Origin of the sequence: Mycobacterium sp. SMC-4, assembly GCF_050205565.1 — a bacterium.
Classification (GTDB): Bacteria; Actinomycetota; Actinomycetes; order Mycobacteriales; family Mycobacteriaceae; genus Mycobacterium.
The window spans coordinates 249,908-264,107 of record NZ_JBNMQU010000003.1; the positions used below are offsets into that span (position 1 = coordinate 249,908).

The 14,200-nt window shown below is 65.4% G+C and carries 18 protein-coding genes and 1 tRNA gene; 10 read left to right on the plus strand and 9 right to left on the minus strand.

Annotated features, from left to right (window positions below; genetic code table 11):
- The 6 genes from kdpB to ACQI46_RS07995 all read right to left on the minus strand — a co-directional run bounded on the left by kdpB (position 1) and on the right by ACQI46_RS07995 (position 4,703).
- Positions 1-2,130, minus strand: coding sequence for a potassium-transporting ATPase subunit KdpB (gene kdpB, locus ACQI46_RS07970; RefSeq protein ID WP_427093431.1), 2,130 nt, complete (start codon positions 2,128-2,130; stop codon positions 1-3).
- Positions 2,130-3,809: a potassium-transporting ATPase subunit KdpA gene (gene kdpA, locus ACQI46_RS07975; RefSeq protein ID WP_427093432.1), complete on the minus strand. Its 1,680-nt coding sequence runs from the start codon at positions 3,807-3,809 to the stop codon at positions 2,130-2,132. Before kdpA ends, kdpB begins: the two co-directional genes overlap by 1 nt.
- A complete protein-coding gene (locus tag ACQI46_RS07980) occupies positions 3,809-3,910 on the minus strand; it encodes a potassium-transporting ATPase subunit F (protein WP_427093433.1) in 102 nt (33 codons plus the stop codon). The genes kdpA and ACQI46_RS07980 overlap by 1 nt, the downstream gene beginning before the upstream one ends.
- A complete protein-coding gene (locus ACQI46_RS07985) occupies positions 3,892-3,990 on the minus strand; it encodes a potassium-transporting ATPase (protein WP_427093434.1) in 99 nt (32 codons plus the stop codon). The genes ACQI46_RS07980 and ACQI46_RS07985 overlap by 19 nt, the downstream gene beginning before the upstream one ends.
- Positions 3,991-4,147: 157 nt before the next feature.
- The gene (locus tag ACQI46_RS07990) at positions 4,148-4,363 is read right to left on the minus strand and encodes a hypothetical protein (protein ID WP_427093435.1); all 216 of its coding nucleotides are present in this window, start codon (positions 4,361-4,363) and stop codon (positions 4,148-4,150) included.
- Positions 4,364-4,427: 64 nt separating this feature from the next.
- Entirely contained in the window at positions 4,428-4,703 is a 276-nt protein-coding gene (locus ACQI46_RS07995; RefSeq protein WP_427093436.1) for a DUF4235 domain-containing protein, read from the minus strand.
- Positions 4,704-4,841: 138 nt separating this feature from the next.
- Here ACQI46_RS07995 and ACQI46_RS08000 point away from each other — a divergent pair, with 138 nt between their 5' ends.
- On the plus strand, positions 4,842-5,699 hold the full coding sequence (locus tag ACQI46_RS08000; protein WP_427093437.1) for an SDR family oxidoreductase: 858 nt from the start codon (positions 4,842-4,844) through the stop codon (positions 5,697-5,699).
- Positions 5,700-5,759: 60 nt separating this feature from the next.
- Here ACQI46_RS08000 and ACQI46_RS08005 read toward each other — a convergent pair whose 3' ends face one another.
- Positions 5,760-6,332, minus strand: a complete 573-nt coding sequence (locus ACQI46_RS08005; protein ID WP_427093438.1) for a hemerythrin domain-containing protein — start codon at positions 6,330-6,332, stop codon at positions 5,760-5,762.
- A gap of 159 nt (positions 6,333-6,491) precedes the next feature.
- Here ACQI46_RS08005 and ACQI46_RS08010 point away from each other — a divergent pair, with 159 nt between their 5' ends.
- From ACQI46_RS08010 to ACQI46_RS08020, 3 genes are all read left to right on the plus strand, one after another.
- Positions 6,492-7,673 carry a zinc-dependent alcohol dehydrogenase gene (locus tag ACQI46_RS08010; RefSeq protein WP_427093439.1) on the plus strand — a complete coding sequence of 394 codons (1,182 nt, stop codon included), beginning with the start codon at positions 6,492-6,494 and terminating at the stop codon, positions 7,671-7,673.
- Positions 7,674-7,683: 10 nt separating this feature from the next.
- Complete coding sequence (locus tag ACQI46_RS08015) at positions 7,684-8,706, plus strand: DNA topoisomerase IB (RefSeq protein WP_427093440.1); 1,023 nt, start codon at positions 7,684-7,686, stop codon at positions 8,704-8,706.
- A 65-nt stretch (positions 8,707-8,771) separates the two neighbouring features.
- A complete protein-coding gene (locus ACQI46_RS08020) occupies positions 8,772-9,029 on the plus strand; it encodes a DUF7218 family protein (RefSeq protein WP_427093441.1) in 258 nt (85 codons plus the stop codon).
- Between the two features lie 2 nt (positions 9,030-9,031).
- Here the strand turns inward: ACQI46_RS08020 and ACQI46_RS08025 are convergent, their stop codons facing one another.
- Entirely contained in the window at positions 9,032-9,214 is a 183-nt protein-coding gene (locus ACQI46_RS08025) for a hypothetical protein (protein ID WP_427093442.1), read from the minus strand.
- A gap of 139 nt (positions 9,215-9,353) precedes the next feature.
- Between ACQI46_RS08025 and ACQI46_RS08030 the strand changes: the two genes are divergently transcribed.
- The 3 genes from ACQI46_RS08030 to ACQI46_RS08040 all read left to right on the plus strand — a co-directional run bounded on the left by ACQI46_RS08030 (position 9,354) and on the right by ACQI46_RS08040 (position 10,765).
- Complete coding sequence (locus ACQI46_RS08030) at positions 9,354-9,977, plus strand: flavodoxin family protein (protein WP_427093443.1); 624 nt, start codon at positions 9,354-9,356, stop codon at positions 9,975-9,977.
- 102 nt (positions 9,978-10,079) lie between these two features.
- Positions 10,080-10,325 carry a DUF308 domain-containing protein gene (locus ACQI46_RS08035; protein ID WP_427093444.1) on the plus strand — a complete coding sequence of 82 codons (246 nt, stop codon included), beginning with the start codon at positions 10,080-10,082 and terminating at the stop codon, positions 10,323-10,325.
- Positions 10,326-10,423: 98 nt separating this feature from the next.
- Positions 10,424-10,765 carry a DoxX family protein gene (locus ACQI46_RS08040; RefSeq protein ID WP_427093589.1) on the plus strand — a complete coding sequence of 114 codons (342 nt, stop codon included), beginning with the start codon at positions 10,424-10,426 and terminating at the stop codon, positions 10,763-10,765.
- Positions 10,766-10,767: 2 nt separating this feature from the next.
- Here ACQI46_RS08040 and ACQI46_RS08045 read toward each other — a convergent pair whose 3' ends face one another.
- Positions 10,768-12,027: an amidohydrolase gene (locus ACQI46_RS08045; RefSeq protein ID WP_427093445.1), complete on the minus strand. Its 1,260-nt coding sequence runs from the start codon at positions 12,025-12,027 to the stop codon at positions 10,768-10,770.
- 179 nt (positions 12,028-12,206) lie between these two features.
- On the opposite strand from ACQI46_RS08045, the gene ACQI46_RS08050 reads away from it, so the two are divergent.
- The 3 genes from ACQI46_RS08050 to ACQI46_RS08060 all read left to right on the plus strand — a co-directional run bounded on the left by ACQI46_RS08050 (position 12,207) and on the right by ACQI46_RS08060 (position 13,688).
- Positions 12,207-12,443 carry a hypothetical protein gene (locus ACQI46_RS08050; RefSeq protein WP_427093446.1) on the plus strand — a complete coding sequence of 79 codons (237 nt, stop codon included), beginning with the start codon at positions 12,207-12,209 and terminating at the stop codon, positions 12,441-12,443.
- Positions 12,444-13,010: 567 nt separating this feature from the next.
- Positions 13,011-13,382: a contact-dependent growth inhibition system immunity protein gene (locus ACQI46_RS08055; protein WP_427093447.1), complete on the plus strand. Its 372-nt coding sequence runs from the start codon at positions 13,011-13,013 to the stop codon at positions 13,380-13,382.
- 232 nt (positions 13,383-13,614) lie between these two features.
- A tRNA-Leu gene (locus ACQI46_RS08060) sits at positions 13,615-13,688 on the plus strand.
- The last annotated feature ends 512 nt before the right edge of the window (positions 13,689-14,200 follow it).

Here is a 14,200-nt window from a genome sequence, read left to right on the forward strand (position 1 = left end):
TCACATTCCCGGAAAGAGTTGGACGAGCAGGTCGATGAGTTTGATGCCGACGAACGGCGCGATGATGCCGCCGAGGCCGAAGATGGCGAGGTTGCGGCTCAACAATTTCGACGCGCTGCTGGGTGTGTAACGAACACCCCTGAGCGCCAGCGGGATCAACGCCACGATGATGATCGCGTTGAAGATGACCGCGGACAGGATCGCCGACTGCGGGCTGTGCAGCCGCATCACGTTGAGCAGCTCCAGTCCGGGGAAGAGGCCGACGAACAACGCCGGGATGATCGCGAAGTATTTGGCGATGTCGTTGGCGATGGAGAACGTCGTGAGCGCGCCGCGGGTGATCAGCAGCTGCTTGCCGATCTCCACGATCTCGATCAACTTGGTGGGGTCGGAGTCGAGATCGACCATGTTGCCGGCTTCTTTGGCCGCCGAGGTGCCGGTGTTCATCGCCACCCCGACGTCGGCCTGGGCCAGTGCGGGTGCGTCGTTGGTGCCGTCACCGGTCATCGCGACCAGCCGCCCGCCGGCCTGTTCCTTCTTGATCAGCGCCATCTTGTCCTCGGGCGTCGCCTCGGCGAGGAAGTCGTCCACACCGGCTTCGTCGGCGATGGCCTTGGCGGTCAGCGGATTGTCGCCGGTGATCATCACGGTGCGGATGCCCATGCGGCGCATTTCGTCGAAGCGTTCTCGCATGCCCTGTTTGACAACGTCTTTGAGGTGGATGACGCCGAGGACGGCGGCCTTGCCGTCCCTGACCTCGCCGACGGCCAGCGGTGTGCCGCCGGAAGCGGACACGGCGTCGACGATGTCGGCGAGCTCGGTGGATACGGTGCCGCCGTGGGCGCGTACCCACTCTGCCACCGCGCTCGTGGCACCTTTGCGGAGCTGGTGGTCACCGATGTCGACTCCGGACATCCTTGTGTTGGCGGAGAATTCGATCCAGGTGGCGTCGACGAGTTCACCGGGGGTGCGCGCGCGCAGCCCGTATTGCTGTTTGGCGAACACGACGATCGAGCGGCCCTCGGGCGTCTCGTCGGCCAGGCTGGACAGCTGCGCGGCGTCGGCGAGCGCCTCCGGTGTGACCCTGGGCAGCGGAAGGGACTCTGCCGCTTGCCGGTTGCCGAGCGTGATGGTGCCGGTCTTGTCCAGCAGCAGGGTGTTGACGTCACCGGCCGCCTCGACCGCGCGGCCGGACATGGCCAGCACGTTGCGCTGCACCAGGCGGTCCATGCCGGCGATGCCGATCGCGCTCAGGAGTGCCCCGATGGTGGTTGGGATCAGGCAGACCAGCAGCGACACCAGCACGATGCCGGTGATGCCGTCCCCGGTGAGGGCCAGAGTGTCTGCGACGCCGGGGTTGTCGGCCTTGGCGTAGATCGCCAGGGGCTGCAGTGTGGCGACGGCGAACACGAAGATGATGGTCAGCGAGGACAGCAGGATGTTGAGCGCGATCTCGTTGGGGGTCTTCTGCCGGTCGGCGCCTTCGACCAGCGCGATCATCCGGTCGATGAAGCTCTCGCCGGGCTTCTGGGTGATGCGCACCACGATGCGGTCGGACAGCACGGTCGTGCCTCCGGTGACGGCGCTGCGGTCGCCGCCGGACTCCCGGATCACCGGCGCGGATTCACCGGTGATGGCCGACTCGTCCACCGACGCGATGCCTTCGACGACGTCGCCGTCGCCGGGGATCACCTGACCGGCTTCGACGACGACAATGTCGCCCTGCTGCAGAAGCGGTGCGGCGACCAGTTCTTCGCTGCCGGAGTCGCTGAGCCGTCGGGCCATCGTGTCGGTCTTGGCCTTGCGCAGGCTCTGCGCCTGGGCTTTGCCGCGTCCTTCGGCGACGGCTTCGGCGAGGTTGGCGAAGATGACGGTCAACCAGAGCCACAGCACGATCAGCCACGCGAACCAGGACGGATTCGGGATCGTCCACACGGTTGTCCACACGGCGCCGATCTCGACGATGAACATCACCGGGTTGCGCCACAGCGTGCGGGGGTCGAGCTTGCGCAGCGCGTCGGGCAGCGACGTCCACAGCAGCTTCGGGTCGAGCAGTCCGCCGACGAGCCTGGTGGACTGCTTTGCAGCGGTGGCTGTTTCGGGGAGGGTCGAGACGTTGGTGACGGTCATCAATGGAGTCCTTCAGCGAGGGGGCCGAGCGCGAGCATCGGCAGGAAGGTCAGCGCGACCAGGATCAGGGTGACGCCGCAGACCATGGCCACGAACTGCGGCCGGTGCGTGGGCAGCGTGCCCACCGATTCCGGTGTTCTGCCCTGTCGGGCGAGCGCCCCGGCCAGTGCCAGCGCGAAGATGATGGGCAGGAACCGCCCGAACAGCATCGCCAGCCCGAGCGCGGTGTTGTACCACGTGGTGTTGACGCTGATGCCGGCAAAGGCAGAGCCGTTGTTGTTGGCCGCCGAGGTGAAGGCGTAGAGCACCTCCGACAGGCCGTGCGGGCCGGTGTTGAGCATGCTGGCCCGTTGTTCGGGCAGTGCCATCGCCGCAGCGGTCCCGGTCAGCACGATCAGCGGTGTGATGAGGAAATAGGTTGCGGCCAGCTTGATTTCGCGGGGAGTGATCTTCTTGCCCAGGTATTCCGGGGTCCGGCCCACCATGAGTCCGGCGACGAAGACGGTGATGATCGCTAGGATCAGCATGCCGTAGAGGCCCGATCCGACTCCGCCGGGTGCGACTTCGCCGAGCATCATGTTGAACATCGGCATCATTCCGCCGAGGCTGGTGTAGGAGTCGTGGAACGAGTTGACCGCCCCTGTCGAAGTGAGCGTGGTGGCGGCCGCGAACACCGCTGAATTGGCCACGCCGAAGCGCTGTTCCACGCCTTCGGTCGACGCGCCGACGGCGGTCGGGACGGTGCCGTGGTGCTGGAGCTGGAAGAACATGGTCAGGCCGACGCTGAGCACGGCGATGCTCGCCATCACCGCGACGATCGCGAGGCCCTGCTTGCGGCCGGTGGGCCCGCCGACCATGCGCCCGAACATCCTCGGCATCGAGAACGCGATGACGCTGAGCAGGAAGATCTCCACCCAGTTCGTCCATGTGGTCGGGTTTTCGAACGGGTGCGCCGAGTTGGCGTTGAAGAATCCGCCGCCGTTGGTGCCTAGTTCCTTGATGACCTCCTGGCTCGCGACCGGCCCGCCGGGGATGGTCTGCTGCGCGCCGGCCAGCGTGGTGACCACCTGGTCGTGGAGTCCGAAGTTCTGGACGACGCCGCCGCTGATCAGGATGATCGCGCCGATCACGGACAGCGGCAACAGGATTCGGAAGCTGCCGCGCACCAGGTCGACCCAGAAGTTGCCGAGGTCGCTGCTGCTGCGTCGGGCCAGGCCCCGCACGAACGCGACAGCGACGGCCATGCCGACCGCGGCGGAGACGAAGTTCTGCACCGTCAGGCCTGCCATCTGCACGAGGTGGCCCTGGGTGGATTCGCCTGAATACGATTGCCAGTTCGTGTTCGTCACGAAGCTGACAGCCGTGTTCCACGCCAGCGCAGGGGTCATCTCGGTGCCCGGGTCGGTCAGGGCCAGAGGCAGCCGGCCCTGCACCAGTTGCAGCACGAACAGGAACACCAGGCTCACGGCGGAGAAGGCCAGCACACTGCGGGCGTAGGCGCCCCAGGTCTGTTCGGCTTTCGGGTCGGCGCCGATCAGGCGGTACACCAGGTTCTCGGCGCGCGAGTCCCTGGTCGTCGAGTACACGCGGTACATGTAGTCGCCGAGCGGCACGTGGACGGCTGCCAGCGCGACCACCAGCGATACCAGGAACAGGATCCCGGCGAGCCCGGTGCTCATCAGAACTTCTCCGGGAACAGCAGGGCCGCGAAGAGGAACACCGCGATCAGTGCCACCAGCACGAGGCCGATGAGGTTCTGGGTCACAGGCTGTCGACCCATTTCTGGAGCGCGCCGAACAGGGCGAACACCGCCACTGTCAGCGCGAGGTAGACGACGACGGACATCACGGCGATCAGCACTCCTGCACTCGGTGATGCACCCGTCGTGAGTGGCGGATGCGCACGCCAACGTATGGCGGCGATCGGCAGGTGAGCTGTGCGTTTACGGTTTCTTGACGGCGGCGCCGGGCCTCTTTACGGAGTTCATGCGGCCTCGCCGCCGGCTGAGCGGACGGCGCTACTCAACCAGGCCGGCCGCACGGGCGTCGTCGACGGTGCGCTCCCACGGCAACGCGCCGACGGCGAGCACGATCAACGCGCCGACCATCGCGAGTCCCGGAGCAATGGCGAGCATGAGCACCGTGCTCGCCAGCAATGCCAGAAGCACCGTCCAGCGACTGCGCCGGTGCGGGCGCAACGCCTTGGTGGAGCGGGGAGCAACCGTTGCGGTCATGCCTTCACAGTGAGCGCGCTGGCTAAGAGTTGTCCCACCGCTATCTGTGGGTTTGCTTTGAGATCTACGACGGCGGCAGCTCGTGGGTCAGCGCCTGGTAGCCCTGAGCTCCGGCACGCTGCAGCATGGCACGGACGATGCCGACGATCAGGCCCTGGATCGCGGCGGCGATCATCACCGTCTTGGTGGACTGCGCAAGATCTTTGGGATCCGGCGGTTCGGGATCGTTGGCGCCGATGCGCTTCCAGATCTGGCCGAAGATCGCGCCGGCCAGCAGGCCGCCACCGACCCCGGTGGCCACCGACAGCGGCTGGTACAACGACCTGGAGATTTTGCCCATGATCACTCCGATCTGTCTGCGGCGAAAGCGGTTGCTGAACCTCTACCCGAGAGCGCCCCGGCCTAACCGCGTCGGCGTTTCGACATCAGCCGGTGGGGTACGCCGCGGCCGAACCCCACGAACTGTTTGGAGGCGCAAATGGCTGAAAAAGATGTGACGCCTGACGCGGTGATTCCGTACCCGGGCGAGACCGGCGACATGGCCGACAAGCCGCGAGATGAGATGCGGGACTACGTCGGCACCGGGCTGCTGGAGGGCAAGCGGGCCTTGATCACCGGCGGGGACTCGGGCATCGGCAGGGCGGTGGCCGTCGCGTTCGCCAAGGAGGGCGCCGACGTCGCGATCGCCTACCTGGAGGAGGAAGACGACGCCGCGCACACCGTGTCGCTGGTGGAGGCGGCCGGCCGGCGCGCAGTGCGATTCCCCGGCGATCTCGCCGACCCGGCGCACTGCCGGTCCGTCGTCGAGGACACGGTCAAGGAACTCGGCGGGCTGGACATCGTCGTCAACAACGTCGCGTTCCAGTCACCGATCACCGATTTCACCGAGATCAGCGACGAGCAGTGGCGCCGCACGTTCGCGGTGAACATCGACAGCTTCTTCCACGTCACCAAAGCGGCACTGAAGCACCTGCCGGACGGATCGGCGATCATCAACACCGGCTCGATCAACGGTCTGCGCGGCAACAAGACCCTGATGGACTACTCGGCCACCAAGGGCGCGGTGACCGCGTTGACGTACTCGCTGGCGCAGTCGTTGGCGGAGCGCAAGATCCGGGTCAACTGTGTGGCGCCGGGACCGGTGTGGACGCCGCTGATCCCGGCGACCATGGACGAGGAGAAGACCGAGGGCTTCGGTGAGCAGACGCCGATGGGCCGCGCCGCCCAGCCCGACGAGATCGCGCCGTCGTATGTCTTCTTCGCCGCGAACCGGCTGTCGTCGTACTACAGCGGCGAGGTGCTCGCGCCCATCGGCGGCGAGACGCTGCCGGGCTGAACCTGCTGCCACGAGAACGGGCCGGTGGAGATTTCCACCGGCCCGTTTCGTCTTCGGTCGTTACTTGCGTCCGAACACGCCGCTCAGCGCGTCACGCGCACGGTCGAGAACCGAAGCGAACGGTCCCGCAACGAAGTTCGCCGCAGCCGACTCCACACCGGGATGCGGGTGCGTCGGCGCGATCTTCTCGGCGAGTGCCACCGCGTCGGCGAGTTTGGCGAGCTCCTCTTTGCTCAACTCGGCTTCCAGCGCGGTGAACTCGTGCTCCTCCTCGTTCTTGGCGTGCTCGAGGACGTCGCCCTGCAGGTGGATCAGGGCCTTGCTGAACTCGGCGCTGTCGATCGGCAGCTTCTCGATCTCGCTGAGCTGAACCTTGGAGTCGTGTTCCTCGGCCAGGCGGTCGTCGACGATGGCGTCGCCGTTTTCGATCTTGCGGCGCACCCGCGGGTGAACGACCATCTCCTCGGCCGTCTCATGGACCGCCAGCATGGTCCGCAAACGGGTGAACGCTTCCTGACGGGTCTCGGCGTCGGCAGCGTCGAGGGTCTCGATGAACAGGTTGCGGATGGTTTCGTGCTGGGTCTTGAGGTAGTCGACGACGTCGCGTGCCGACGTGATGGTCGGTGCAGTCACGTGAATCTCCTTGCTGATAACTCTTTTTGGGCTGTACGCGGGATAGCTCTCGGCAAAACCGCGCTGCAGGTTCGATACCCTTGGCCCGGAACCCGAAAACGTGGTGTGCCGTCGTCGACATCCCGTTTGAATTCCGCCTCGCCGGGTAGGGACTGCAGCATGAAAGCTGTAACGTGGCACGGCCGTCGCGACGTGCGGGTCGACACCGTCGACGACCCGAAGATCCAAGAGCCCACCGACGCGATCATCGAGGTCACGTCGACCAACCTGTGCGGCTCCGACCTGCATCTCTACGAGGTGCTCGGAGCATTCATGCACGTCGGCGACATTCTCGGCCACGAGCCCATGGGCATCGTCCGTGAGGTCGGCTCGCAGGTCACCAACCTCAAGCCGGGCGACCGCGTGGTCATCCCGTTCCAGATCTCGTGTGGTCACTGCTTCATGTGTGACCACCAGCTGTACACCCAGTGCGAGACCACCCAGGTTCGGGATCAGGGGATGGGCGCGGCGCTGTTCGGCTATTCGGAGCTTTACGGCCAGGTGCCCGGCGGCCAGGCTGAGTACCTTCGGGTGCCGCAGGCGCAGTTCACCCACATCAAAGTTCCTGAGGGACCGCCGGATTCGCGTTTCGTGTACCTGTCGGACGTGCTGCCCACCGCATGGCAGTCGGTGGCTTATGCCGGCATTCCCGACGGCGGGTCGGTCACGGTGCTGGGGCTCGGCCCCATCGGCGACATGGCGGCCCGCATCGCCCAGCACCTGGGCTACCGGGTGTTCGCCGTGGACCGCGTCCCCGAGCGGCTGGAGCGGGCCCGGACCCGCGGCATCGAGACCATCGACCTGCGTGCTGTCGACGGCAAGGTCGGCGACGCGGTGCGGGAGCTGACTGACGGTCGGGGCAGCGACTCGGTGATCGACGCGGTCGGCATGGAGGCCCACGGGTCTCCGATCGCGCACGCCGCGCAGACCGCGACGGCGTTCCTGCCGGACGCGATCGCCAAGCCGTTCATGCAGAAGGCCGGCGTGGACCGGCTGGACGCGCTGTACACGGCCATCGACTGTGTCCGGCGTGGTGGCACGCTGTCGCTGATCGGTGTGTACGGCGGCATGGCCGACCCGATCCCGATGCTGACGTTGTTCGACAAGCAGATCCAGGTGCGGATGGGGCAGGCCAACGTCAAGAAGTGGGTCGACGACATCATGCCGCTGCTCACCGATTCCGACCCGCTCGGTGTGGACACCTTCGCCACGCACGTGCTGCCCCTGGACCAGGCGCCGCACGCCTACGAGATCTTCCAGAAGAAGCAGGACGGCGCGGTCAAGGTCATCTTCGAGCCCTGAGAGGTCCCTGGTGAGGCTGACGCGCAGCAAGCTGAGCACGCCCGGGATCACCCGCAAAAGGCGTGGGAAGGGCTTCGCGTACTACGGCCCCGACGGCGAACTGCTCGCCGATCCGGACACCGCGCAACGCATCAAAGAGCTCGTCATCCCGCCGGCCTGGAAGAACGTGTGGATCAGCCCGAAACCCAACGGGCACATCCAGGCCGTCGGCACTGATGCCGCCGGGCGGCGGCAGTACCTGTACCACGCGCGATGGCAGGAGGAGCGAGCCGAGGAGAAGTTCGACCGGGTGCTGTCGATGTCGGTGCTGTTGCCCCAATGGCGCGCCGAGATCGCGAAGGACCTGGCAGGGCGTGGGCTGACCCGGGACCGGGTGCTGGCGCTGGCGTTGCAGCTACTCGACCGCGGCTACTTCCGGGCAGGTGGGGAGCAGTACGCCGAAGAGCACGAGCACTATGGGCTGGCGACGCTGTTGTGCGAGCACGTCACGCTGAAGAAGAATGCCGTCCAGTTCGACTATCCCGCCAAGAGTGGCGTGCAGCGCACAGTCGAAGTGGACGACCCCGAGGTCGTGCGCGCCATCCGGTCGCTGATGCGCCGGGGGACCGACCGCTCGGGACGACTGTTGGTGTGCCGCAGTGGAAACAGCGACTGGGTCGACGTGCGCGCCGACGACCTCAACGCCCGTTTCAAGGAACTGGTGGGCCAGGAGTACAGCGTGAAGGACCTGCGGACCTGGCACGGCACCGTGCTGGCGGCCGCAGCGTTCGCCGATGCCAAGCCGCCGACCTCGAAGACCGCGATCAAGCGCGCGACGGCGGGAGTGATGAAAGAGGTCTCCGAAGAACTCGGCAACACCCCGGCGGTGGCGCGGTCGTCCTACGTCGACCCGCGCGTGGTCACCGGGTACGAGCAGGGGGTGACCATCGCGTCCGCGACCAGACGCGCGGCGAAGATGCGGAAGCCGGACGAGGCGCAGGCTGTGCTGGAAAAAGCCACCCGCCTGCTGATCCGGCGTGTGGCACGTAGCTGACGCGGGTTTGGTAGGTGCGGGGGCTGGCAATCCGAAGGCAAGCCATTCCACAGCGGGGAGGACAAATGCCGAACACGTCGGTCAAAAACGAAAAGATGTACGAGGAGCTGCGCGATCAGGGCAACTCCAAGGAGAAGGCGGCGCGCATCTCCAACGCTGCGGCGTCGCGCGGCAAGTCCGCCGTGGGCCGTAAGGGCGGCAACTCAGGGTCCTACTACGACTGGAGTGTCGCCGACCTCAAGAAGCGCGCCAAGGAACTCGGCTTGTCGAACTATTCACACTTGACCAAGGAAAAGCTGATCTCGAAACTGCGCAATCACTGAGGTCACTCGGTCTTGGCGCGCGCTTCGGCGCCCGACTCCTCGGTGTCGATGTCGTCATCGGAGCTGGCACGGCCTACGTACGGACCTGAGTCCTGGTCGGTGTCGTCTTCGTCGGCGCGTGACCCGGCGACCTTGGAATCCGCCTCGACGTCGGATTCGGCTTTCTCGGAATGCGGTTCACTCATGACGGACCTCCTACGTTGCGTCGGAGCTGTGATGCCCGGGTGATCGAGTTCCGAAACCCCGTGGCCCGTTTTATCTCAACGGACCTGTGGCCTTTATTACCGACTGTTTGGTCATGATCGGGTCGGGTATCTGACCGGCATGGCTGACGTTGCTGAACCCGTGCGCGCGATCGCGCTGATCTGTAGCTTGAAGCCGAGCCCGGCCGAGTCCAGCAGTGCCCTCATCGCCGAAGACGTGTTCAAGACCATGAGGGCCCAGGGCGCTGAGTGCGAGGCCGTGCGCTGCGTCGACTACAACATCGCCCCCGGCGTGGAGGCCGACATGGGTGAGGGCGACGACTGGCCGAAGATCCGGGAGAAGGTGCTCGCCGCAGACATCCTGCTGCTGAGCACGCCGGTGTGGCTCGGTCATCCGTCGTCGGTCACCCAGCGGGTGCTGGAGCGCCTGGACGCCGAGCTGTCGAACAAGGACGAGCAAGGACGGCCCACCATGTCCAGCAAGGTGGCGATCGTCAGCGTCGTCGGTAACGAGGACGGCGCGCACAAGGTCGTCGCCGACGTCTTCCAGGGCCTCAACGACGTCGGTTTCAACATCCCCGCGCAAGGGTGCACCTACTGGAACGGTCCAGCGATGGGCTCCACCGACTACAAGGAAATCGACGAGGTGCCGGAACCGGTGGCCTCTGCGACCGCGGCAGCCGCCCGCAACGCGGTCCACCTGGCGCGGGTGATGCGACAGTCGCATTACCCGCCCTACGAATGACAGACGCCGTCACGTCACGGCGGAAGGAGAGTGAAAATGCCTGACACATCACGAGATCCGGTCGACCACGCCCGTACGACCCGTCAGCACGCCGGTGAGACCATGAAGGCCGGCCATAATGCGCCCGGCCTGATCGGCGTCGGACTCGGTGTGGTGTCTCTGGTGATCGGTCTGTATCTGTTCGCCAATGCCATGACCACCGGCGGTATCGTCGCGGTGGTCATCGCAGCGGTGTTGATCGGTGGCGGCCTGTTCTGGCTGAACCGGATGCACCATAAAGTTCAACTGGAACAGCGCGATTGGCACGCCAAGAACCCTGACGCCCATTACGAACCGCCGACCAGTTGAGCACCGACGGCCCGGCGGCGGTGCGGGAGAACGAACTTCCCGCGCCGCCACCGACCACCCCGGCCCGCACCGTCGCCCGCCTGATTCTGGCGGGCGCGATGGTGTTTGCCGGTCTGAGCCACTTGTTCTGGGCGCGTCACGAATTCCGCGCCCAGGTGCCCAAGTCCATCCCGATGGACGAGGACGGCGTCGTCATGGCGTCCGGCGGCGTGGAGATCATGCTCGGTGCCGGTCTGGCGCTGCTGCGGCGCGACCGGGTGCTGGTCGGCCGGCTGCTCGCGGCGTTCTTCGTCGCCGTTTTCCCCGGGAACATCGCGCAGTTCGTCAACAAGCGCGACGGTTTCGGGTTGGACAGCGACGCGAAGCGTTTCGTGCGGCTGCTGTTTCAGCCGGTGCTGATCGCCTGGGCGCTGTGGTCGACCGGGGTGCCGAAGCGCTGAAGTTACTTGGCCAGCCAGGCCATCGCCGCGACGATCAGTGCCTGCGTGGCCACGTCGAGTGTGGGTTGCATCGTCGGAGCGAAGTGCGGTGAGTGGTTGACCGCGATGTCTTGGTCCACCGTCCCGGCTTCGGCCGCCTTCCGGTAGGTGTCCGCGTCGATACCGCCGACACCCCAGTAGGTGTAGGGCACTTTCAGCGCCGAGGGGATGTCGCTGAAGTCCTCGCTGGCGGTGCCTTGCGGTAGTTCCACGCACTGGTCGCCGAATGCCTTGGTGAAGGCGTCATGTACTCGGTTCGTCGTGTCGATGTCGTTGTCGGTCAACGGGAATCGGTCGAACAACTCGAACTCGGGGTCCCGCGGCGAGCCTGATGCGAGACACTCGGCCTTGACGATGCGGTGGACCGCGTCGATGACGGCGGTGCGCGTGCGCTCGTTGTAGGTCCGGATGTTCAGCTGCAGCACGGCGCGGTCGGGGATCACGTTGCTCTTGGCACCGGCGCTGACGCTGCCGACGGTCAGCACCGCCGGCTCGGTGGGGCTGACTTCGCGCGCGACGATGGTCTGCAGGCGCACGATGATCATCGCGGCGAGCACGACGGGGTCGACGGCCGACTGGGGCATGGAACCGTGGCTGCCGCGTCCGAACACGGTGATGCGCATGCTGTCGGCGGCGGACAGGAACGGACCCGCGTGGGTGCCGACGGTGCCGGCCGGGAAGGGCAGCACATGCTGGCCCAGGCAGACGTCGACGCGGGGGAGCAGCTCGGCCAGCCCGTCGGCGGCCATGGTTCGGGCGCCGTCGCCGGTTTCCTCGGCCGGCTGGAACAGGGTGACTGCGGTGCCCTGCCAGTCGTTTTGGCTGCCGGCGAGCAGACGTGCGGCGCCCAGCAGCGCGGTGACGTGGGCGTCGTGCCCGCAGGCGTGCATGACCGGGACCTCGTGGCCGTCCCGATCGGTGCTCTGCACCGTCGAGGCGTACGGCAGCCCGGTTTCCTCACGGACCGGCAGCGCGTCCATGTCGGCGCGCAGCAGCACCGTCGGGCCGGCGCCGTTCTCGAGGATCCCGACCACGCCGGTGCCCCCGACACCCTCGTGGACCCGGTAGCCGGCCTCGGTGAGCGTGTCGGCGACGATTCGCGCCGTGCGGTGCTCCTGGTGGGACAACTCCGGATGCCGGTGCAGGTCCTGGTAGAGCTCCTCCTGCCAAGAGCGGATGCCGTCCAGGCCGTCGAGGACGGCGGTCTGCTGCCTATCGGTCATGCCGACGGATACCTCGGGGGCGGATGCGCAAACGCGTGGACTCGGGGTGGGTGATTCGTCGGAGCCGGACGGGCCGGCCGATAGGAGCAGAACGGATTCTTCCCACAGTCTCGCGAGCTGGGGCGCCCTCCGATACGACTCGTGGACAACAATGCGATTAACGGAGCGGAGGCCGGAGCATGTCCGAGTACGCAGCACTCGCGAAGAGATGGGTCGAGGTGACCAAGCGGGTCGCCGCCGGCGCGTGGGATGGCATCTTGTGTCCCAGAAACGCTGACGCCGATGTATTGATCGAGGTCCGTGAACATGCCGCGGGCACCGACGAGGCAAGGTTTGAGTACTGGATACATTGCCCGCGATGCGGTGCTGAAATCTACTTCCGCAGCAAGGATCAGTACAGTCCATTGCCGCAGTAGGACGGCTGCTTTCGTAGGTTGTGGTGGTTGTCCGATGGCAGAGGCCGAACAAGCGCGGGTATCGACGACCGCTGGCGCAGGCGTAAGAAACCGGCGGAGTGATTGGCACCAAACGAACAAGGTTGTACGGCATGGCTTCCCGCTGGCCGTCAGACAAGTCGACGCACAGGAGCGAGCACGTTGGAGGATCGCGGCGAGCATGCCGAACTATTGGTGCTGGCCAACGCAGTAGGGTTCGGAATGTTGCGGTATCCAGCGCATCGGAAGAAGCCGAACCGTCCCAAGTCTGCCGCTCGCTGCATCGCCCCCACAGCCCCGTTTGGCGCACTCATTTGCCCAGCAAACTCTCGTGCAAAGTGAGCTCGCGTGCCACCTCCGGTACCGGTCGGCCCCATCAATCACCAGACGAGCAGCCTCCATCTTGAACCGCGGTGCGAACTACCGACGCGTCCGCGACATGTCGATATCCTTCCAGTAGGACACCGCCCCGCTATCTCAGGCGTCCACTGAAACTGGGGAACCTCCGTGCACTGTCACCATGGTTCTCAAAGCGAATGGATCGGGCGGATGGTACGTGCTGACTGGGATGATGGATTCGTGACTGGGCCCTCCGTTTCGCGTCCCTTATCGCACTTCTTCCGGGCGTACTTTCACGAAGATTGGGATCTGGAAGCCGACAGCTGGCAAGGGTTGGTCGACGGTTACGTTCGTGACGAGGAACCCCACTCACAGCTACTTCGAACGCTAGCTGAAGAGATCGATGACCTAAACACTCCTCACGCCGAAGCCGATATGAGGGCGTTTGTAACTCATCGCTTGGGTGCTAAATACTGCCCGCTCCCTGAAATGTCCTATGAAGAATGGCTCACGCAAGTCGCTGAGCGGTTGCGCCTGCACGCCGAAGCGATTGACGGGGGTGCTATTACCTCCACAGGTTGAGAACGGCTCGGGTGGCCTTGGGCGGGGCTGGGATTGTGATGTTGCGGCTCAAGGCGGGTCTCGGTGATTTCGGCTGGAGGTCCGGCTATGCAGCTTCAGGAAGGCGGGGCTGACAGCGTGTCCGAGGAGCGGCCGTTTTGCGAGCCGATGCGCATGGTCACTGAGCACGTGTACTGCGCTTCGAGTCCTCGGCTATGACTGAAACGACCTGAAGTACGCTCTGTGCTGCATCGCCCCCATAGCCCAATTGGCAGAGGCAGCGGACTTAAAATCCGTCAAGTGTCGGTTCGAGTCCGACTGGGGGCACTGGTCAGAACTCATTCCAATCCGTATCGATGGCTGGGTGTATGCACGATGTAAACTTACCCCCGTGACGACGCCGAGGGAGCCTGAGAGAACGGATGTTGTCGCTCTGCAAGGAACGCCCTCAAAGGCGATTACAGCGAACACCCGGCACGGGCGGCGTAACCGACCTCTGGAAGGGCAAGGATGGCAAGCCCACAAAAAGAGCCACCGTCTCAAAAGTGAATTAGAAACACCTCTTTGAGTCTGGCCTTTTGAGGCTGGTTCTGCGACACCTTCACCTCAGGGTTTCACTACCACGCTCCTGCTCGGATTGAGTGTCCGAAACTAAAGATTTGAGACGTGAGCTTGCGCGCTCCGACTACTAGGGCGGCGCTGGATGACTGCCGTCGCCACCCTGCATGCAGCCTCGGTCCGGCCTGCTGCCGCGAGGCCTGAGATCGATGTGGCCTCGGAGCAATTACACCCGAGCTCACTCAGGATCACCGGTGCGCCGACTTCTCGTCGCAGTCAGA